We start from the raw sequence: 19,894 nt of genomic DNA on the forward strand, positions 1-19,894 counted from the left end.
CTTCAGATTTCGGTGTTTCAGATTCCGGCGAACGTGTGAGGAGGCCGGTGTCCAGCGACGTCGCCCCTTCGGCGGAGGGCACGGTGCAACCGACCCAGAACACGGGCGACGGCCCGCCCACTGATCCTGAGACCACCCAGCCACTCGCACCAGCGGATGAGCCGGGCACCGGTTTCGGTCTGGCCAGCGCCCCCACCGGCCGGCGGGTGCGGGCCAGGCTCGCGCGCTTCAACGCGCCCTGGCAGAGCACGCAGGTCAGCGAGGTTCTCGAGCCGCTGATCGCGACCCACCGGGCCAGCCACCCGAAAGCGGACGCGCGGGCGCTGCAGAAGGCGTTCGACGTCGCGGCCCGCTGGCATTCGGGGCAGTACCGCAAGTCCGGCGACCCCTACATCACGCACCCGCTCGCGGTGGCGACGATCCTGGCGAACCTGGGCATGGACACCACGACGCTGGTGGCCGCGCTGCTGCACGACACGATCGAGGACACCGACTACTCCCTGGAGAGCATGCGCAACGACTTCGGCGCCGAGGTGGCGCTGCTGGTCGACGGCGTGACCAAGCTCGACCGGGTCAAACTGGGTGACGCGGCGAAAGCCGAGACGATCCGCAAGATGGTCGTGGCGATGGCCAAGGACCCGCGGGTCCTGGTGATCAAGCTGGCGGACCGGCTGCACAACATGCGCACCCTGACCTTCCTGCCCCGCGCGAAGCAGGAGCAGAAGGCCAAGGAGACGCTGGAGATCCTGGCCCCGCTGGCCCACCGGCTCGGGATGAACACGATCAAGTGGGAGCTGGAGGACCTGGCGTTCGGCACGCTGTTCCCCAAGCGGTTCGAGGAGATCAACCGCCTGATCGGGGAGCACCAGCCGCAGCGTGAGGCCCTGCTCCGGCAGGTCACCAACCGGGTCAGCCTCGACCTCAAGTCGGCGAAGATCAAGGCCGAGACGACCGGCCGCCCGAAGCACCTCTACTCGATCTATCAGAAGATGATCGTGCGGGGCCGGGACTTCAACGACATCTACGACCTGGTCGGCGTCCGCATCCTGGTCGACACGGTTCGCGACTGCTATGCCGCGCTGGGTGTCATCCACGCGAACTGGCAGCCGGTGCCGGGCCGGTTCAAGGACTACATCGCGATGCCGAAGTTCAACATGTACCAGTCGTTGCACACGACAGTCATCGGCCCGACCGGTAAGCCGGTCGAGATGCAGATCCGGACGTTCGCGATGCACCGGACCGCCGAGTTCGGTATCGCCGCGCACTGGAAGTACAAGGAGCAGAAGGGCGCGACGATCGTCGGCCCGCCGGCGCACATCGACGAGATGACCTGGCTGCGACAGTTGCTCGACTGGCAGCGGGAGGCGAGCGACCCGTCCGAGTTCCTGGACGCGCTGCGGTTCGACCTCTCCAGCCAGGAGGTCTACGTCTTCACGCCGAAGGGCGACGTGATCCCGTTGCCGACCGGCTCGACCCCGGTGGACTTCGCGTACGCGGTGCACACCGAGGTCGGGCACAAGTGCATCGGTGCCCGGGTCAACGGCAAGCTGGTGCCGCTGGAGTCCCCGCTGTCGAACGGCGACGTGATCGAGATCTTCACGTCCAAGTCGGCGACGGCCGGTCCGACCCAGGACTGGCTCGGCTTCGTGAAGAGCCCGCGCGCCCGGACGAAGATCCGGCAGTTCTTCAACAAGGAGCGCCGCGAGGAAGCGATCGAGGACGGCAAGGAGGCGATCGTCAAGGCGATGCGCAAGCAGGGGCTGCCTCTGCAGCGCATGCTGACCAGCGAGAACCTGATGACGATCGCCCGCGATCTGCACCTGGCGGACGTGGCGTCGCTTTACGCGGCGGTCGGCGAGAGTGCCGTCTCCGCCCAGTCCGTGGTGCAGAAACTCGTCGCCGGGTTCGGGGGCGAGGAGGGCGCGGTCGAGGACATCGCCGAGACCGCCGTCGCGACCCGTCCGCCGCGTAACCGCAGTGCCACCCAGGACCCGGGTGTCGTGGTGAAGGGCGTCTCGGACGTCTGGGTGAAACTGGCCCGCTGCTGCACGCCGGTTCCCGGTGACGCGGTCTTCGGTTTCGTCACCCGCTCCGGCGGGGTGAGTGTGCACCGCGACGACTGCGCCAACGCCGAGGATCTGCGGGACCAGAGCGAACGGATGGTCGAGGTCAGCTGGAAACCGACGTCGGCGTCCACGTTCCTGGTGGCGATCCAGGTGGAGGCCCTCGACCGGCACAAGCTGCTGGCCGACGTGACCCGGGTGCTGTCCGAGGAACGGGTCAACATCCTCTCCGCGACGGTCACCACCACCCGGGACCGGGTGGCGGTCAGCCGGTTCACGTTCGAGATGGCCGACCCGAAACACCTGGGTCACCTGGTCGCCGCGGTGCGCAAGGTGGACGGCGTCTTCGACGCCTACCGGGTGACGTCCGGAGCCTGAGGACACGAAGAAGCCCCGGTGCGGATCGCACCGGGGCTTCTTTCCTGCCGAGAACTAGGCCGCGGCCATCGTCAGCGACTTGATGGCGACCTCTGTCTTGGGGTGACCGTCGCTCTGGCCGTTGGCGTTGTCGCTGCCGGCCTTCCCGACCTTCTCCACGAACTCGATACCCGAGGTGACCTTGCCGAGCACGGTGTACTGCGCCGGCAGGGACGTCGCGGGGATGTCCTCGTAGACGATGAAGAACTGGCTGCCGGTGGTGGCCTCCTGCTGGGTCCGCGCCATGGCGATCGTCCCCTTCGGATAGGTCACCTGCGCGTCGACCGGAAGGTTCTCCTCCGGGTACATGAAGTTCGGGCCGCCGGAGCCGTCGGTCTCGCGGTAACCCTTGCCGGTGGCGAACGGGTCACCACACTGCAGGACCTTGATGCCCTCGGTGACGATCCGGTGGCACTTGGTGTTGTCCCAGAACTTCTTGGCCGCCAGGTACTCGAACGCGGCCGCGGTGCACGGGGCCTTCGTCTTGTCCACCGTCGCCGTGATGGCGCCGATGCTGGTGTCCAGTTTGAGGGTGTCGGTGCCGGTGGCCGGGACGTTGGCCGGCGGGGTGCCACCGGTGTCCTTGACCTTGCCGCCGGTCGCCTCGTCGGAGGGGATCCAGGTGCAGTTGGCGGTGCCGGCCGGTGCGGGTGGCACGTTGGCGCCGGCGCTGGCGCTGGCATCGGGCGCGGCGGCCTCGGTGCTCTTGTCGTCGTCCTTCAGCGTCTGCACGACGAAGAACGCGATGCCGGCGATCACCACGACCGCGAGCGCCGAGCCGACGATCGCCTGCCGCTGCCGGCGCTTACGAGCGGCCGCTGAACGCTCGGCCATCTCCTTCTCGAGCCGGGCACGCGCTGCCGCGCGCTGCCGGTCCTTGATCGACGACACGGTCTCCTCCATGCTGCTCTCTGCCTTCGCACTCACGACTGGACACTCGCCGCGGGCGCGGCCCCGGCCGAAGCCGAGGGGGCCGTGCCGACGGTGCCCGTACCGACGGTCAGGGTCTTGATGGTGATCTTGTCCTTGGGTTTGACCTTGTCGCCCGCTTCGTTCTCGACCGCGGGGATCTTCGCGATCGCGGCCAGGGTGTCCAGGCCGCCGGTGACCGTGCCGAGTACCGAGTACTGCGGGTCGGCCGACGTGAAGTCCTTGTGGAAGATCAGGAACTGGCTGCCGTTGACGCCCTTCGGGTTACCGAGCACGGCGACAGTCCCTCGGGGGTAGGTCACCTCGGTGGTGGGGGCCGCGCTGGCGCTCGGCTCCGGCTCCGGGGCGCCGGCCGGGAGGTTCTCGTCGTAGTAGCTGTAGGTCGGGCCGCCCTGACCGGTGCCGGCCGGGTCGCCGCAGTGCAGCGCGCCTTCGGTGGTCAGCTCGTGGCATTCGGTGTTGTCGAAGAACGACCGGCCCGCCAGGTAGGAGAAGCTGGCCGCGGCACACGGCGAATTAGTCACGTCGACGGTGACGACGATCGGGGCACCCTTGTCGGTGGTGATCGTCATCGTCTCGGTGCCGTCCTCCGGAATGTCCTTGGTGGGCGGTGTCCCGACGTTCTTGAGGTCGGGGTTGCTCTCGGTGCTCAGCGGCGTCCACAGGCAATCGTCGGAGGCCGACGTGTCGGTCTTCTCGCTGTCGAAGACGCCGCCGATCCAGGCGCCGCCCGCGGCGATCAGCAGGACTGCCAGGGTGGCGCCCACGCCGGCCGAGACCCGGCGGCGGCGGTGTTCACGATCGGCTCGGCGGGCTTGCTGCCGGTCGTATTTCGCCCGTGCGAGCTTGCGCTGCCGGTCCCTGCTGGAAGCCACCGAAAGCCTGTCCTTCCCTGTGCCTCAGGATGAGGCGCGTCGCCCCGAGAGAGGCTCTGTATGTCAAGGGGTGCGGCACGCCACACGCCCGCAAGAGTGTACGGGTACCTCCTGAGAAAGTGGCGTGCGGCCGCCCGGCTAGGCTCGTTACGATTTGCGCCCGCTCCAGAGAGGTCTGCCACCGTGCTCGTCACCGGCTTTCCGGCCGACGCCTTCGGCACCAATTGCTACCTGGTCGCCGTCGGTGAGGGCGAACAATGCCTGGTCGTCGACCCCGGCATCGGTGTGCTGGACCGGCTGGAGGAGACCCTCGCCAAGCACCGGCTGCACCCGGCCGCGGTGCTGCTGACCCACGGTCATCTGGATCACACCTTCTCGGTGGCGCCGGTCTGCGGCGCCCGGGGCATCACCGCCTATGTGCACCCGGCGGACCGGGAGATGCTGGCCGATCCGTCGAAGGGCCTGAGCGCCGACCTCACCTCGCTGTTCGGCGGGCGTCTGCAGTACACCGAGCCCGACGACGTCGCCGAGCTGACCGACGGCGCGGTGCTGAGCATCGCCGGTCTGGAGATCACCGTCGACCACGCGCCCGGCCATACCGGCGGGTCGGTGCTCTTCCGGCTGCCCGGGGCGGGTTCGTCCTGGGCAGCGGAGCAGATCTGCCTCTCCGGCGACGTGCTGTTCGCCGGGTCGATCGGCCGCACCGACCTGCCGGGTGGCAGCACCCCGACGATGATGACCAGCCTGCGGGACAAGATCCTGCCGCTGGCCGACGACACCGTCGTGCTGCCCGGCCACGGACCGTCCACCACCATCGGCCGTGAGCGCGCGTCGAACCCGTATCTGCGGGATCTGACCGCCGCGCCCGGCCGGGGACTCTGAAATCTTTTCGCGCTAGGAGCAACAGTGCCCATTTCCGGCTTCCCTGAATGGCTGCCGCCGCAGCGCATCATCGAGCAGCAGATCCTTGACAAGATCAGATCCACATTCGAGCTGTACGGCTACGCGTCCCTGGAGACCCGGGCCGTCGAGCCGCTCGACATCCTGCTCAGCAAGGGGGAGACCTCGAAGGAGGTCTACCTGCTGCACCGTCTGCAGGAGGACGAGAACGCCAGACGCGACGATCAGCTGGGCCTGCACTTCGACCTGACCGTCCCGTTCGCACGGTTCGTCACGGAGAACCACGGCAAGCTGCAGTTCCCGTTCAAGCGTTACCAGATCCAGAAGGTGTGGCGGGGCGAGCGCCCGCAGGAGGGCCGGTACCGCGAGTTCCTGCAGGCCGACATCGACGTGGTCGGCCGGGACACCCTGCCGTTCCACTTCGACACCGAGATGCCGCTGGTGATCGGCGACGTCTTCCGGTCACTGCCCATTCCGGACGCGGTGATCCTGGTCAACAACCGCAAGGTCTGTGAGGGCTTCTACCGAGGTCTGGGCCTGGAGGACACCGCGCAGGTGCTGCGCACCGTCGACAAACTCGACAAGATCGGCCCGGAGAAGGTGGCCGCCGCTCTGGTGGAGACGGCCGGCGCCACCGACGCGCAGGCCGCCGCGTGCCTGGCTCTGGCCGGGATCTCGGCGGCCGACGGCTCGTTCGCCGACCGGGTCCGGGCGCTCGGTGTCTCCGACCCGCTGCTCGACGAAGGTCTGGCCGAGCTGCTGCAGGTGGTCGAGACGGCCGGCGAGCACGCTCCGGGCCTGGTCCGGGCCGAGCTGAAGATCGCCCGCGGCCTGGACTACTACACCGGCACGGTGTACGAGACCCAGCTCAAGGGTTACGAGCGGTTCGGTTCGATCACCTCCGGCGGCCGGTACGACAACCTGGCGTCGGTGGGCAACACCCGGTTCCCCGGAGTGGGCATCTCGATCGGGGTGTCCCGGCTGCTCGGCCTGCTGTTCGGGCAGAACGCGCTGTCGGTGTCCCGGTCGGTGCCGACGGTCGTGGTGGTGGCCCTGCCCAGCGAGGACCGGCGGGCCGCGTGTGACCGGATCGCGGCGAAGCTGCGCCGCCGGGGCATCGCGACCGAGGTGGCGCCGGCCGCCGCGAAGTTCGGCAAGCAGATCCAGTTCGCCGACCGCCGGGGGATCCCGTTCGTCTGGTTCCCGAGTGAAGCGGGTGCGGCGAGTGAAGCGGGTGAGACGGGTGAGACGGACACCGTCAAGGACATCCGGTCCGGAGAGCAGGTCGACGCCGATCCGGAGACGTGGCAGCCGCCCACTGTTGATCTTCACCCGTCGGTGTCCGCGAGCTGACCCGTGTGAGCCTGGTCCGGCGGTTACCGTGAGTGGATGCCGCTGGACCAGACCGCGCTGCTGATCGAGCTGGAGCCCGTCGTGGCCGCCAACCTCGACCGGCACCTGTCACTCGCCAAGGAATGGTTCCCGCACGAGTTCGTGCCGTGGAGCGAGGGGCGGACCTTCGACGGGGTCCTCGGCGGCGAGCCGTGGCAGCCGGGCGACTCGAAACTGCCCGACGTGGCGAAGACCGCGCTGATCGTCAACCTGCTCACCGAGGACAACCTGCCCTCCTACCACCACGAGATCGCCTCCCTCTTCGGCCGGGACGGCGCGTGGGGCACCTGGGTGCACCGGTGGACCGCGGAGGAGGGCCGGCACGGCATCGCGATCCGCGACTACCTGACGGTGACCCGCGGCGTGGACCCGGTCGAGCTGGAGCGCGCCCGGATGGACCACATGCAGGCCGGGTACGTGAACGTCAACGGTCACGAGATGCTGCACTCGATCGCGTACGTCGCGTTGCAGGAGCTGGCGACCCGGATCTCGCACCGCAACACCGGCAAGGCCACCGGCGACCCGATCGCCGAGCAGATGCTGACCCGGGTCGCCGCCGACGAGAACCTGCACATGGTCTTCTACCGCAACATCCTGACCGCGGCCTTCGACCTGTCCCCGGACCAGACGATGCGGGCGGTCGCGAACGTGACGGCCGGTTTCCAGATGCCGGGTGCCAACATCGAGGGGTTCGGCCGTAAGGCGGTGCTGATCGCGCTGGCCGGCATCTACGACCTGCGCCAGCACCGCGACGAGGTGCTGCAGCCGGTGCTGCGGCAGTGGAACGTCTGGGATCGCACCGATCTGCGTGGGGACGGCGAGCGGGCGCGCGACGAGCTGGCCGCGCAGATGAGTGAGCTGGAGACGCAGGCGTCCCGGTTCGAGGAACGGCGATCTGCGCGGGCGAAGCGGCATAAGCCGGAATAAAACTGAAACATCCGTTTAATCTCAGCAGTGTGGAGGGCGGCAACCGGCTTCTGATCATGGGTGGGGCGGCCGGGACCGCGCTGCTCGGCCGGTTCGTGGAACTCGCCGGAGCGGCCGCCGCCCGGATCGTGGTCATCGCCACCGCCAGTCAGGCCCCGGCGACCGCCGAACAGGTCTACCTCCAGCGGTTCTCCGATCTGGGCGCCGGCACGGTTCGCGCCCTGCGCCTGTCCTGCCGCACCGAGGCGAACGCGCCCACCTCCGAAGCCGTCCTGCGTGAGGCCACCGGGGTCTTCTTCACCGGCGGCGACCAGGAGCGGATCACCGGGACACTGGGCGGCACCGTCGTCGACACCCTGCTGCACACCCTGGTCGCCGAGGGCCGGGTGGTGCTCGGCGGGACCAGCGCGGGCGCGGCGATGATGGCGAGCACCATGATCATCGGCGGCGACGGCCCCGGCGTGACCGCGGACAGTGTGCGCACCGGCCCGGGGCTGGAGTTCCTGCCGTGCGTACTGATCGACCAGCACTTCGCCGAGCGGGGCCGGCTCAACCGGCTGCTCAGCGCGGTCGCCCGCTACCCGCACGAACTGGGCGTGGGCATCGACGAGGACACCGCCATCCTGACCGGGGGCGACAGTTTCGAGGTTCTCGGCAGCGGGGCGGTGACGGTGGTCGACGCCGGTGCCGCCACCGACATCCGAGTCCCGCAGGCCGGGCCGATCGCGCTCGCCGGGGCTCGCCTCCACGTGCTGCCCGCGGGCTGCACCTTCCATCTGACGGGCCGCAGTCCCGTCACCGGTCCGCCGTCGGTAGAACGGGAACGAGCCATATGAAGATCGAGAGCCTGCGCCGTCTACGGGGTCCCAACGTCTACCTGTCCCGGCCCGCGATGGTGGCCCGGCTGCACCTGGGCGGCCTGACCGGGGTGGAGACCACCGACATCACCGGGTTCACCGAGCGCCTGCTGCGGGCGATGCCCGGCCTGGCCGAGCATCACTGCGCCGCGGGCACCCCCGGCGGGTTCGTCAGCCGGCTGCGGGGCGGCACCTACTTCGGTCACGTCGCCGAACACGTCTGCATCGAGTTGTCCCAGCTCATCGGCCGCGACGTCACCTTCGGCCGGACCGTCGGCACCGGGGCCGACGGCGTCTACGACGTGATCACCGAATGCCCGGCCGACGAGTCCCCCGAGTCGCCGCTCCCCGGTGAACTGCTGACCGCCGCGATCGGCCTGGTGCTCCAGGTGTCCGCCGGCGGCGGCCCGGCCGCCCCGCGGCTCGCTGAACAGCTCGCCGGACTGGCCGCGCTCGCCGAACGGGAGGCCACCGGCCCCAGCACCCGGTCGATCATCGAGGCGGCCCGCCGCCGCGGCATCCCGGTGGAACGTTTCGACGACCTCAGCCTGGTCCGGCTCGGCTGGGGACACCGGCGCCGGATGGCCTGGGCCGCGATGACCGACCGGACCAGCGCGGTGGGCGTGGACATCGCCGGGGACAAACACGTCACCCGGCGGCTGCTCGACGAGGCGGGTGTCCCGGTCGCGGCCGGTGGCGCGGCCGGCACCGAGGCCGAGGCGATCCGGCTGTTCGGCCGGCTGGGCGGCCCGGTCGTGGTGAAACCCCGCAACGGCCGGCACGGGCGCGCCGTGGCCCTGCACCTGACCAGTGCGGAGGACGTCCGGCGGGTGTTCGCCGCGATCGGTGGGGACGCGGTCGTCGAGCGGCAACTCGACGGCCGGGACTACCGGGTGCTGGTGGTGGCGGGCGAAGTGGTGGCGGCGGCCGAGCGGGTGGCCGCGCACGTGGTCGGCGACGGCCGGGCGACGATCACCGAACTGATCGACCGGGTCAACGCCGATCCGCGCCGGGGGACCGGGCACTCCCGGGTGCTGACCCGGATCACCGTGGACGAGACGGTCCGCCGGGTGCTCGCCCGCGACGGCCGTACCCCCGCGACGGTCCTCGCCGACGGCGAAGTGGCCCGCCTCCGCGACACCGCCAACCTGTCCACCGGCGGGACCAGCCGGGACGTGACCGACCAGGTGCACCCGGATGTCACCCGGATCTGCCGCCGGGTGGCCGCGCTGCTCGGCCTCGACATCGCCGGCATCGACCTGCGCCTTCCGGACGTGGCCGCCCCGGTCCCGCCGGTCGCCGGAGTCACCACCGCCGGGGTGATCGAGGTCAACGCGGTGCCGGGACTGCGGATGCACCTGGCACCGGTGGAGGGCCGGCCCCGCGACGTGGGCGACGCGATCGTGCGGGCGATGTTCCCGGGCGGCTCCGACGGGCGGATCCCGGCCGTCGCGATCACCGGCACCAACGGCAAGACCACCGTCACCCGGCTGACCGCCCATCTGCTCAGCGGAAGCGGCCTGCGGGTCGGCACCGCCACCAGCGACGGAGTCGCGATCGACGGGCGGGTCGTCCAGGTCGCCGACGCCACCGGGCCCCGCTCGGCTCAGATGGTCCTCGGTGACCCGCAGGTGGAGATGGCGGTGCTGGAGACCGCGCGCGGCGGCCTGCTGCGGCGCGGCCTCGGGTACGACTGGTCGGACGTCGGCGTGATCACCAACATCACCGCCGACCACCTGGGCCAGGACGGGCTCGACTCGGTCGAGGACCTGGCGCACGTCAAGGCGGTGGTGGCCGAGCGGGTCCGGGACGGCGGGACCCTGGTCCTCAACGCCGACGACCCGTGGGTACGCAGCCTGGCCGACCGGCCGCGGGTGCGGGCCGACCACAAACGGCTGGTCTGGTTCTCGCTGGACCCGCAGAACCCGGTGCTGGCCGGGCATCTGGCCCGGGGCGGGTCCGCCTACCTTCTGCACGACGGCTGGCTGGTGCAGGCGACCGGGGCGCGGCGTACCCCGCTGCTGCGGCTGGCCGAGGTGCCCGGGGCGTACGGCGGTGCGGCTCTGCACGTGGCCGCGAACACTCTTGCCGCGATCGCCGCCGCCCGGGCACTGGGGGCCCGCCCGGAGACCCTGGCCGATCGGCTCGCCGAGTTCGACCCGGCGGCCGACAACCCGGGCCGGGGCACCCTGTTCCGGCTCGGCGACGTGTCGCTGTACCTGGACTACGCGCACAATCCGGCGGCCCTGGCGACCACCCTGCGGACCCTGCACCGGCTGTGGGGCCCGGACCGGTGCGTGGGCGCGGTCACCCTGCCCGGCGACCGGCGTGCGGACCTGCTGGCGGCGTCGGCGCAGGTGCTGGCCGACGGCCTGACCCGGGTGGTGCTCTACGAGGACGAGGACCTGCGTGGCCGGCCGCGCGGGGAGGTCTCCGGGCTGGTCGAGCGGGAGATGCGGGCCCGCCGGCCCCGGCTGACCGCGGTGCGCACCGAGGGGTTCCGGGCCGCGCTGACCAGCGCACTGGAGATGGCCGAGCCGGGCGACGTGGTGCTGGTGATCTACGAGTCGTGGGGTCCGCTGCGGTCGTTCCTGGCCGGGCTGGGAGCGGTTCCGGCCGCTGGGGTGCCGGTGCACGCCGCGCTGCCGTCGGCCGGGCCCGGTGCGGGTCTCCAGCTGGCGCGCCGGCTCACCGGCAGCCCCGCACGCCGCTGACAGATCTTGGACAGACTTGATCTCGCCCGGTAGCGAATTGTTGACCGATCGTGAACACCTCCACCGTGGACTCACTCGAAAGGTTGAGAGTGCAAGTTCCGACGAAGCGGGCATACACCAGCGCTGTGGTGGCCCTGCGTGTCCCACTGGTTGCGGAAAGCTGCGAACTGCTCGCAACAGACAGTAATTAGCCCCAGGTGGATCGGTATGTGACGGGTCGAACTGCGGGCCGATGGGGACTAACATCCTCGCCGTCGATGGGGGATGCTCGGAGTCCGACGGTGGGCCCGAGCTCACCCGACGCCGGGAGCATGGCGGTGCGGCCCGGTGTTTCTCGAAGCGCGCATGTGGGGGCACATGAGCACGGCGGACCTGCCCGGGTCGGGATTGCTCGCCGGTCGATACCGACTGGTCGAGCGTCTCGGTGCCGGCGGGATGTCAGTGGTTTGGCGAGGGTTCGACGAAGTGCTCGGACGGCAGGTCGCGGTCAAGGTGCTGCCACCGTCCACGAGCGCCGATCCCTCGTTCCGGCGCAGGCTGCGCTCGGAGGCTCAGGCCGCGGCCCGGCTGACGCATCCGAACATCACCAACGTCTACGACTACGGCGAGGCCACCACAGCCGACGGCGAACCCGTGCCGTACGTCGTGATGGAACTCGTCGACGGCGAGTCCCTGGCGGCCGTGCTGGCCCGGGTGCGGACCCTGCCGTGGCCGACCGCGGTGCGGATCAGCGCCGAGGTCGCGGCCGCGCTGGCCTCGGCCCACGCCCGCGGCATCGTGCACCGCGACGTCACCCCCGCCAACGTGATGCTGACCCAGGCCGGGGTGAAGGTCGTCGACTTCGGCATCTCGGCCCTGATCGGGGAGAACGACACCGACCCGGACGGCAGCCTGATGGGCACTCCCGCCTATCTGGCGCCGGAGCGTCTGGAGGGCGGCCAGGTCAGCCCGGCCACCGACGTCTACGCGGTCGGCCTGCTGATCTACCGGATGCTGATCGGCCAGCTCCCCTGGGACGTCGGCACCACCACGGCCCTGCTGCGCGCCCATCAGTACACCGAGCCCGAACCCCTGCCGCCGGTGGAGGGCCTGCCGTACTCGGTGGACGCCCTGATCGCCCGCTGTCTGGAGAAACACCCGGGCGACCGGCCGTCCACCGCCGAGGTTGCCGGGGCACTGTCCGGCATCGCGGCCGGGGCGCCGCTGGTCACCTCCGGTTTTCAGGGCGACTGGCGCGACGGCGAGGACACCTTCATCCTGCCCTCGGGCTACCCGTACTCCGGGTTCGGCCCGGCCGCGGCCGCCGCCGGTGACGTGGCGACCGACCCGGTCGTTCCGTCGGCCGCCGAGCCGCCGCCGTCGTCGTCCCGGCCGCCGTCGTTGCGGCCCGGCGCCGGGGGACCCCAGCCGGCCCCGCCCGGTGGCCGCCCGCCGGTCCGGACCCACGTGCGGGTCCGCCGGATCGTGCTGGTGGCCGGGACGGTCGCCGTGCTCAGCGGTCTCACCTACGGCTGGACGGCGGTCGGCCAGCAGCACACCACCGACCGGGCCGCCGGTGCCACGCCGCAGCCGACGGTTCTGCCCGCCTCCGGCAAATGCGTGATCAGCTACGCGGTCTGGGCCGACAAGGCCGGGCGGTTCAAGGCCCAGGTGACCCTGGCCAACCGCGACGCCGTCGCGATGAACGAGTGGAACCTATGGTTCCTGCTCAACGGCGACCAGGTGCTCTCCGGCAAGGGGAAGCTCGACCTCACTCAGGACGGCCAGGCCGTCCAGGTCGCGTCGAAGACCGCGATCGCCCCGCAGCGCACCACCACCATGCAGATCACCGGACGTTACACCGAGAGCAACGCCGCCCCGATGGTCTTCAAACTCAACGACCAGACCTGCGAGACGTACGTGTCGGCGAAGCCCGGCGACCCGCCCCGCCCGGTCGAGGTCCTGCAGGACGGGCGGATCCGTCTCGGCGAGCCGACCACCTCGCCCGGAATCTCGATCGGCCCCAGCGGCAGCGTGATCATCAACCCGACGGTGAGTCCGGGGGCGAGTGGTTCCCCGTCGGTGGTCCCGCCGAGCACCAGTGCCGGCACCTCGCCGTCGGCGTCACCGTCGCCCAGCGAGACGAGTCCGAGCCCGATTCCGCCGTCGCTACCGCCGGTGGTGGTGCCGTCGTCGGAGAACCCGGGTGTCAACGAGCCGGAGACGAGCACTTCGCCGCCGGCCCCGCTGCCGCCGGACGTGAACTGCGACGACGAGGTGGACGATCTGTGCGCCGACGGCTGACGAAGCCCGGAAAATGACAGGCCGAAAGGCCTGTTCCGGAGTTACGGTGAACGGAGACCGACAGGCGCTTCCGCTCGGAGACGGGTGCCCGGTTCGTGGCACTTCGGCACGGCGTGGCTGCCGGCGCGCGCGACACCCGAGTGGATGATGGGCGAGAGCCCGGGCAACCCAGGTGGTGTCAGCCGAGTTCAAGCAGGTCGTCGACATCGGGGAGTTCGACAGAAATGATCAGCACAGTGAAGGACCTGGCTGCCGAGGCGTTGTTCGTCTCGTACCTGCAGCCCTCCGAGAGCCCGAACCAGGCCGCGGTGGAGGAGGCGATCACGGTGACGATCCTGCGCTACGGCAGTGACGGATGTGCCGCCGGTGTCGCCGTCGAGTTCGGTGACCACCCGGACGTGGCCGTGCAACGCATGACGTGGGTGCACGAGGAGCTGGCCGACGTGCTGGCGCCCCGCACTCCGGTGTTGTACTGACATCCCCCTCCCGAACCCGGCCGTGAACGCGGCCGGGTTCTTCGGCGTTGCCTTCACCTCAGCCCGTGCCGCTCCTCGCCGGGCTGAGGTTTTTCGTGAAAAAACTCCACAAATACAACCGAGTTCGGCCGCCGCTGCACCCTGAGACGGCCACTGTTCTTCTCGTCAGCCGGCTTCATCAGCCGGTTAGTACCAGCGAGGAGGACTACGTGATCTCCACGACGATCACCACGACTCAACTCCCCGCCACCATCGGCATCGCCCACGATGTGCCCTCCGCGCGCGACATCGAGGACCTGATCCGCGAGAACATGCCGATGGTTGGCCACCTGGTCCGGGAACTGCTCAATCGGGTACCCGGCCACGTCCACGCGGACGATCTCTCGTCCGCCGGATTCGCAGCCCTGCTCGGCGCCGCCCGGTCCTTCGACGTGACCCGTGGCATACCGTTCCACCGGTTCGCCGCCGTCCGCATCAGAGGCGCCCTGCTGGACGAGCTTCGCGGGCAGGACTGGGCCAGCCGATCGGTGCGGGCCAGAGCCCGGCGAGCGGCCACCGCCCGCCAGGAACTCACCGCCGCGCTCGGCCGCACACCCAGCGACGCCGAAGTGGCCGGGGTGCTGGGGATCGGGGTCAACGAACTCGCCAGCGTCGAGGACGACGTGCAGAAGGCCTCCCTGCTCAGCCTCCAAGGCTTCCCCACCGGGGCGGCCGAGGAGATGGTGCCGGAGACCTCTGAAGGGCCGGAGGACCTGCTGCTCAAACGGGAGCGTCTCGGATACCTGCATCAGGCGATCCAGGCCCTGCCCGAGCGGCTGCGCCAGGTGGTGGAGGAATCGTTCCTGCAGGAACAGCCGCTCAGCGAGGTGGCGTCCCGGCTGGGCGTCACCGAGTCCCGCATCTCCCAGTTGCGGACCGAGGCGCTGCGCCTGCTCCGGGAGGGCCTGAACAGCTCTCTCGCGCCCGAACTGCTCACCGTGGCGGCCGGGGGGCCGCGTACCCGGAAAGGTTGTCTGCAGAGACGCCGCACCGAGTATTTCGCCCGGGTGGCCCAGCAGGGCAGCCTGCACACCCGGCTGGCGCTGACCGACGCCCACGGTGTGCCGATCGCGGTGGCGGCCTGACGGACGGATGTGGAGGGCGGCCCACCAGGTCGCCCTCCGCCGCACCGTCCGCCGTGTCTGTCAACCCCGCGGCGGTACGTTCCTCAAACCGCCAGTCTCGACCGCGCCCCGGCCCCGCACAGGGGATCCAGCACCGCCTTGACCTGCCGGATGTCCACGCCCACCGCGGTCGCGACGACCCCCGGCCCGGCCAGCCGCATGAGAGCCGCGTCCACTCCGGCCCCCACGGTCCGCCCGTCCCGGGCGCCACCCGCGGCCCGCCCCGCTCCGCCGTCGCCCGCGTCCACTCCGAGTACCGCCGGCTCCGGCAGGTCGGCGCCCGCCATCACCACGGTTCCGGTCGCCTGCCCGCCACCGAGCACCGCCGCACCGTCCCAGCCCGGCGCGCGCGGCCCGACGGTCAGCTCGTGCCGGTACAGGGTGACTCCCCCGTACCGGACAGTGGTGTCGGCCCGAACCGCCCCCGACGCCTCCGCGTGCCGCCCGCAGACCAGGTCGTCGCGCCACAGCAGCGTTCCGCCGTCGGCCACCTCCACCCGCGTCACCACGACGTGGTCGCAGCCCGCCGCCGCGATCAGCGGTTCCGGCAGCCACCGCAGGACCCCGCCCGCGGCGACCGACGCGGTGACGGTCATCCGGGACGCCGGCGCCGGCCGTCCGGGCAGCGCCAGCGAGGCCGCCACACTCAGCATCTCCAGGCGCGCACCCGGCCCGACCTCGATGTCCAGCCGCAGTTCGTCGCCGCGTAACGGCCCGGCGGCCCCGCCGACCAGGTGAACGGTGACCCCGTCCGCGTCACGCGGCCCGGTTCGCCGCAACAGCAACGGCGACTCACCGCGCAACACGGCGAGCCGCGTCCCGCCCCGCCCGTCGGCCTCCGCGACGACACAAGCCTGAGCCCGCATCAGCGAAGCCCTCCGCGATCAGGCACCGGCAGCGGCGGTCCGGGCGGCGACCAGCCCTCGGATCCAGTCGGCCACCGGCGTGGCCTGCTTGTCCTCGGCCAGCGACAGGAACACCGTCGGCAGCTCGTGCCGCCGCGCCTTGGCGTCCCGGTCCATCACCGCGAGATCCGCTCCGACCAGCGGCGCCAGATCCGTCTTGTTGATCACCAGCAGGTCGGCCGCGGTGACACCGGGCCCACCCTTGCGCGGAACCTTGTCCCCACCGGCCACGTCCACCACGAAGATCTGCTGGTCGATCAGCCCTTTACTGAACGTGGCGGTCAGGTTGTCGCCACCGCTCTCCACCAGCACCAGATCCAGCGGCCCGAGCTTCTCCTCGAGATCCTCGACCGCGTCCAGGTTCGCCGAGATGTCGTCGCGGATCGCGGTGTGCGGGCAGCAGCCGGTCTCCACCGCGCGCACCCGCTCCTCCGGCAGCACCCCGTTGCGCAGCAGGAAGTCGGCGTCCTCAGTGGTGTAGATGTCGTTGGTCACGACCGCGAGCCGCAACTCGTCGCCGAGGGCCCGGCACAGGGCCGCGACCAGCGCGGTCTTCCCCGACCCGACCGGCCCGCCGATGCCGATGCGCAGAGCCCGAGGCCCACCGCCCAGCGGCGTGTGCGGATCGACCCCCGGCTCAGGGTGCGTGTGCGGAACCTCGTCAGGCCCGTGTTCATGCAGTTCAGGGTGCTGCGATTCAGGGTGCTGCGATTCAGGATGCAAAGAGACGCACCTCCCAGGTGGCGTGGTGCTCGGCGCCGATGTCGAGCAGGGGAGCGCCCGCGGCCGGCAGTTCGTCGACCGGGTCGCCGGACCGTTCCGCGGCTTCTTCCGCGACCCGGTCACATTCAGGAGCGAGCCGCGCCAGCAGCGCGTGCACCGCATAGGGATCAAGCCCCAACAGCCGGACCGCAGCACTGGCCGCCCCGGTCACGGTCCCATGAGCAGCCGCCACCGCAGCCTCGACCGGCGTCAGCCCGGCCGCCGCCGCAAGCGTGCCGAGGGCAACGGGTTGATGAGGTTCCCGCCCGACATCCGGAAGAACCCACATCGCCCGCCCGGCCCGTAGCAGCGCGCGCCCTTGCGCACGCGATGCCTTCCGCAGAGCAACAGACGGAGTCCGGGCATCAAGCCCACCATCAAGATCAAACCACTCGCCGGTACGCCGGCAGGCAGCCGCCGCGAACGAAGCCGACACCAGCCCACCGGTGGCAAGCTTCCCCAGCAGAAAACCATGAAGTCCGCTGATGTCGCGAACCCGCCCGTTGGCGATCTGCGGCTCCAACCCTCCGGAGTGCGCATGCCCCCCAGAGGGCAACCGCCCATCCGCAAGCAACAGCAAGGTAGCCAGACTCAACCCGTCACCCCCTCGCGCTACCTAGGTTTTGGGCCGGGTGTGGCCCACGGAGGGATCAAGCCTGACCGCCCGGAGCGGGCCACGCCCGGCCCAAAACCGACCCATCAGAAGAGGAAATACCGCTGAGCCATCGGCAGAACGTCGACCGGATCGGGCTCGATCACTTGCCCGTCGATACGCACCTCGAAAGTGTCAGCCTTGACCTCGATCCGAGGCATAGCGGCGTTCCGGACCATGTCCTCCTTGCCCACCGAGCGGGTGTCGGCCACCGGGACCAGCGCCCGTTTCACGCCGATCCGGTCGCTGAGCAGCGCGTCGATGGCCGCCGGGGCGACGAACGCGACCGAGGTCTGCGCCGGCACCACGCCGTAGGACCCGAACATCGGTCGGGGGAGCATCGGCTGCGGGGTGGGGATGGAGGCGTTCGCGTCGCCCATCTGCGCGTACGCGATCATGCCGCCCTTGATCACCAGGGCCGGCCGGACGCCGAAGAAGACCGGGTCCCAGAGCACCAGGTCGGCGAGTTTGCCCGGTTCGATCGAGCCGACCTGTTCGGCCATGCCGTGAGCTTGGGCCGGGCAGATCGTGTATTTGGCGACGTACCGCTTGGCCCGGTTGTTGTCGGCGGCCCCGTCACCCGGCAGGGATCCGATACGGGCCTTCATGACGTGCGCGGTCTGCCAGGTCCGGGTGATGACCTCGCCGACCCGCCCCATCGCCTGCGAGTCGGAGCCGATCATCGAGATCGCGCCGAGGTCGTGCAGGTAGTCCTCGGCGGCCATGGTGGACGGCCGGATCCGGCTCTCGGCGAACGCCAGGTCTTCGGGCACCGACGAGTTCAGGTGGTGGCAGACCATCAGCATGTCGAGGTGTTCGCTGAGGGTGTTGCGGGTGTACGGCCGGGTCGGGTTGGTCGACGACGGCAGGATGTTCGGGTGCGACGCGACGGTGATGATGTCCGGTGCGTGCCCGCCACCGGCGCCTTCGGTGTGATAGGCGTGGATGGATCGCCCGCCGATGGCCCGCAGCGTCTCCTCGACGAAACCCGCTTCGTTCAGCGTGTCGGTGTGGATGGCGACCTGGACACCCGAGGCGTCGGCGACCTTGAGGCAGGCGTCGATCGCGGCCGGGGTGGTGCCCCAGTCCTCGTGCAGTTTGAACCCGCCGGCCCCGCCGCGCAGCTGTTCCCACATCGACTCGGCGGACATCGTGTTGCCCTTGCCGAGCAGCAGCACGTTGATCGGCCAGGTGTCCAGGGATTCCAGCATCCGGGCCAGGTGCCAGGCGTTCGGGGTGACCGTGGTGGCCTTGGTGCCCTCGTCCGGCCCGGTGCCGCCGCCGATGATCGTGGTGATGCCGGAGGCGAGCGCGGTGTCCAGGATCGTCGGGCTGATCAGGTGCACGTGACTGTCGATCGCGCCGGCCGTGAGGATCTTGCCGTTGCCGGCCAGGATCTGGGTGCCGGGGCCGATGACCAGGTCGGGGTGTACGCCGTCCATGGTGTCCGGGTTGCCGGCTTTGCCGATGGCCACGATCCGGCCGTCGCGGATGCCGACGTCGGCCTTGACGATGCCCCAGTGGTCGAGCACGACGACACCGGTGATGACGGTGTCCGGGGTGCCTTCGGCGCGGGTGGCGGCGGCCTGGCCCATCGACTCGCGGATCACTTTGCCGCCGCCGAAGACGACCTCGTCGCCCGGGACCGGCCCGGCGCTGTGGTCCTCTTCGATCTCGATCAGCAGGTTGGTGTCGGCGAGCCGGATCCGGTCGCCTTTGGTGGGGCCGAGCAGCGCCGCGTAGCGACGGCGGTCGAGGCTGGTCACGCCGCTCCTCCGAAGTCGGTCTCCAGGGTCACCGGGGGCTCCCGTTGTGTTCGCCCTCACCGGTGTCCTCGTCGAGGGAACCGGCCGGCTCGATGTCGGTGGGGTCGGGTTCCGGCGCTGATGCCGGCGTGTCCAGCGGGCCGCCGGCCAGGCCACGCAGGCCGGGCACGACGCGCCGGCCGGCGAACGCCACCAGGGTGATGTCGCGGGGGATGCCGGGTTCGAAGCGGGCCGACGTGCCGGCCGGGATGGCCAGCCGGTGCCCCCAGGCGAGTTCGCGGTCGAAGTCCAGGGCCGCGTTGGTCTCGGCGAAGTGGAAGTGCGAGCCGACCTGGACGGGCCGGTCACCAGTGTTGCGGACGGTGAGCGTCACGGTCGGGCGGCCCGGGTTGATCTCGATCTCGCCGTCGCCGAAGAGGATCTCGCCCGGAATGATCGGCCCGGTCATGAGATCGGCCCGTGCACCGTGACGAGCTTCGTACCGTCCGGGAAGGTGGCTTCGACCTGCACCTCGGCGAGCATCTCGGGCACGCCGTCCAGCACGTCGTCGCGGGTCAGCACCCGGCGGCCGGAATCCATCAGCTCGGCGACCGTCCGCCCGTCCCGGGCACCTTCCAGCAGGAAGGCCGTGATGATCGCGGTGGCCTCGGGGTAGTTGAGCCGCAGGCCCCGTTCGCGGCGGCGCCGCGCCACGTCGGCCGCGACATGAATGAGCAGGCGTTCCTGCTCGTGCTGGCTGAGGAACAAAGGGAACCCTCCTGATCGCCACGGAATGCTCGCAGGGGGAAGTTTCGGACGTGTAACCCCGGACT

The 19,894-nt window shown here is 70.5% G+C and carries 17 protein-coding genes; 9 read left to right on the forward strand and 8 right to left on the reverse strand.

Going from position 1 to position 19,894, the window contains the following annotated elements; all coding sequences use genetic code 11:
• The first annotated feature begins 47 nt into the window (after positions 1-47).
• A complete protein-coding gene (locus tag BLU81_RS43480) occupies positions 48-2,441 on the forward strand; it encodes a RelA/SpoT family protein (RefSeq protein ID WP_092555064.1) in 2,394 nt (797 codons plus the stop codon).
• Between the two features lie 54 nt (positions 2,442-2,495).
• On the opposite strand, the gene BLU81_RS43485 is transcribed toward BLU81_RS43480, so the two are convergent.
• Together BLU81_RS43485 and BLU81_RS43490 are read right to left on the reverse strand one after the other, a co-directional pair.
• Positions 2,496-3,371, reverse strand: a complete 876-nt coding sequence (locus tag BLU81_RS43485) for a peptidylprolyl isomerase (protein WP_373873252.1) — start codon at positions 3,369-3,371, stop codon at positions 2,496-2,498.
• Between the two features lie 32 nt (positions 3,372-3,403).
• Positions 3,404-4,285 (reverse strand): peptidylprolyl isomerase, encoded by an 882-nt coding sequence (locus BLU81_RS43490; protein ID WP_092555068.1) that lies wholly within the window; start codon positions 4,283-4,285, stop codon positions 3,404-3,406.
• Between the two features lie 183 nt (positions 4,286-4,468).
• Here BLU81_RS43490 and BLU81_RS43495 point away from each other — a divergent pair, with 183 nt between their 5' ends.
• The 8 genes from BLU81_RS43495 to BLU81_RS43530 all read left to right on the forward strand — a co-directional run bounded on the left by BLU81_RS43495 (position 4,469) and on the right by BLU81_RS43530 (position 14,958).
• Complete coding sequence (locus BLU81_RS43495) at positions 4,469-5,167, forward strand: MBL fold metallo-hydrolase (RefSeq protein WP_092555070.1); 699 nt, start codon at positions 4,469-4,471, stop codon at positions 5,165-5,167.
• Between the two features lie 24 nt (positions 5,168-5,191).
• Positions 5,192-6,538 carry a histidine--tRNA ligase gene (hisS, locus tag BLU81_RS43500; protein WP_092555073.1) on the forward strand — a complete coding sequence of 449 codons (1,347 nt, stop codon included), beginning with the start codon at positions 5,192-5,194 and terminating at the stop codon, positions 6,536-6,538.
• Positions 6,539-6,574: 36 nt separating this feature from the next.
• Positions 6,575-7,504, forward strand: a complete 930-nt coding sequence (locus tag BLU81_RS43505; RefSeq protein ID WP_092555075.1) for an acyl-ACP desaturase — start codon at positions 6,575-6,577, stop codon at positions 7,502-7,504.
• A gap of 29 nt (positions 7,505-7,533) precedes the next feature.
• Positions 7,534-8,340: a cyanophycinase gene (locus tag BLU81_RS43510; RefSeq protein ID WP_231953812.1), complete on the forward strand. Its 807-nt coding sequence runs from the start codon at positions 7,534-7,536 to the stop codon at positions 8,338-8,340.
• A complete protein-coding gene (gene cphA, locus BLU81_RS43515) occupies positions 8,337-11,075 on the forward strand; it encodes a cyanophycin synthetase (RefSeq protein ID WP_092555077.1) in 2,739 nt (912 codons plus the stop codon). Before BLU81_RS43510 ends, cphA begins: the two co-directional genes overlap by 4 nt.
• A 357-nt stretch (positions 11,076-11,432) precedes the next feature.
• Positions 11,433-13,358 carry a serine/threonine-protein kinase gene (locus tag BLU81_RS43520; RefSeq protein ID WP_231953813.1) on the forward strand — a complete coding sequence of 642 codons (1,926 nt, stop codon included), beginning with the start codon at positions 11,433-11,435 and terminating at the stop codon, positions 13,356-13,358.
• 224 nt (positions 13,359-13,582) lie between these two features.
• The gene (locus BLU81_RS43525) at positions 13,583-13,834 is read left to right on the forward strand and encodes a hypothetical protein (RefSeq protein WP_092555081.1); all 252 of its coding nucleotides are present in this window, start codon (positions 13,583-13,585) and stop codon (positions 13,832-13,834) included.
• A gap of 209 nt (positions 13,835-14,043) precedes the next feature.
• Entirely contained in the window at positions 14,044-14,958 is a 915-nt protein-coding gene (locus BLU81_RS43530; RefSeq protein ID WP_231953814.1) for a sigma-70 family RNA polymerase sigma factor, read from the forward strand.
• A gap of 83 nt (positions 14,959-15,041) precedes the next feature.
• Here BLU81_RS43530 and BLU81_RS43535 read toward each other — a convergent pair whose 3' ends face one another.
• The 6 genes from BLU81_RS43535 to BLU81_RS43560 form a co-directional block, all read right to left on the reverse strand.
• The gene (locus tag BLU81_RS43535) at positions 15,042-15,863 is read right to left on the reverse strand and encodes an urease accessory protein UreD (RefSeq protein ID WP_092555083.1); all 822 of its coding nucleotides are present in this window, start codon (positions 15,861-15,863) and stop codon (positions 15,042-15,044) included.
• A gap of 18 nt (positions 15,864-15,881) precedes the next feature.
• Entirely contained in the window at positions 15,882-16,625 is a 744-nt protein-coding gene (gene ureG, locus BLU81_RS43540; protein WP_373873249.1) for an urease accessory protein UreG, read from the reverse strand.
• A complete protein-coding gene (locus BLU81_RS43545) occupies positions 16,615-17,259 on the reverse strand; it encodes an urease accessory protein UreF (RefSeq protein ID WP_092555085.1) in 645 nt (214 codons plus the stop codon). Before BLU81_RS43545 ends, ureG begins: the two co-directional genes overlap by 11 nt.
• A gap of 104 nt (positions 17,260-17,363) precedes the next feature.
• Positions 17,364-19,082 (reverse strand): urease subunit alpha, encoded by a 1,719-nt coding sequence (locus BLU81_RS43550; protein WP_092555087.1) that lies wholly within the window; start codon positions 19,080-19,082, stop codon positions 17,364-17,366.
• 28 nt (positions 19,083-19,110) lie between these two features.
• The gene (locus BLU81_RS43555) at positions 19,111-19,530 is read right to left on the reverse strand and encodes an urease subunit beta (RefSeq protein ID WP_231953815.1); all 420 of its coding nucleotides are present in this window, start codon (positions 19,528-19,530) and stop codon (positions 19,111-19,113) included.
• On the reverse strand, positions 19,527-19,829 hold the full coding sequence (locus BLU81_RS43560; RefSeq protein WP_092555089.1) for an urease subunit gamma: 303 nt from the start codon (positions 19,827-19,829) through the stop codon (positions 19,527-19,529). Before BLU81_RS43560 ends, BLU81_RS43555 begins: the two co-directional genes overlap by 4 nt.
• Between the last annotated feature and the right edge of the window lie 65 nt (positions 19,830-19,894).

Source organism: Actinoplanes derwentensis (assembly GCF_900104725.1).
Taxonomy (GTDB): Bacteria; Actinomycetota; Actinomycetes; order Mycobacteriales; family Micromonosporaceae; genus Actinoplanes; species Actinoplanes derwentensis.

Coding starts and splice junctions, on each gene's coding strand:
- BLU81_RS43520 (WP_231953813.1), top strand. CDS start 11,433: ATGAGCACGGCGGACCTGCCCGGGTCGGGATTGCTCGCCGGTCGATAC.
- BLU81_RS43525 (WP_092555081.1), top strand. CDS start 13,583: ATGATCAGCACAGTGAAGGACCTGGCTGCCGAGGCGTTGTTCGTCTCG.
- cphA (WP_092555077.1), top strand. CDS start 8,337: ATGAAGATCGAGAGCCTGCGCCGTCTACGGGGTCCCAACGTCTACCTG.
- BLU81_RS43535 (WP_092555083.1), bottom strand. CDS start 15,863: ATGCGGGCTCAGGCTTGTGTCGTCGCGGAGGCCGACGGGCGGGGCGGG.
- BLU81_RS43505 (WP_092555075.1), top strand. CDS start 6,575: ATGCCGCTGGACCAGACCGCGCTGCTGATCGAGCTGGAGCCCGTCGTG.
- BLU81_RS43555 (WP_231953815.1), bottom strand. CDS start 19,530: ATGACCGGGCCGATCATTCCGGGCGAGATCCTCTTCGGCGACGGCGAG.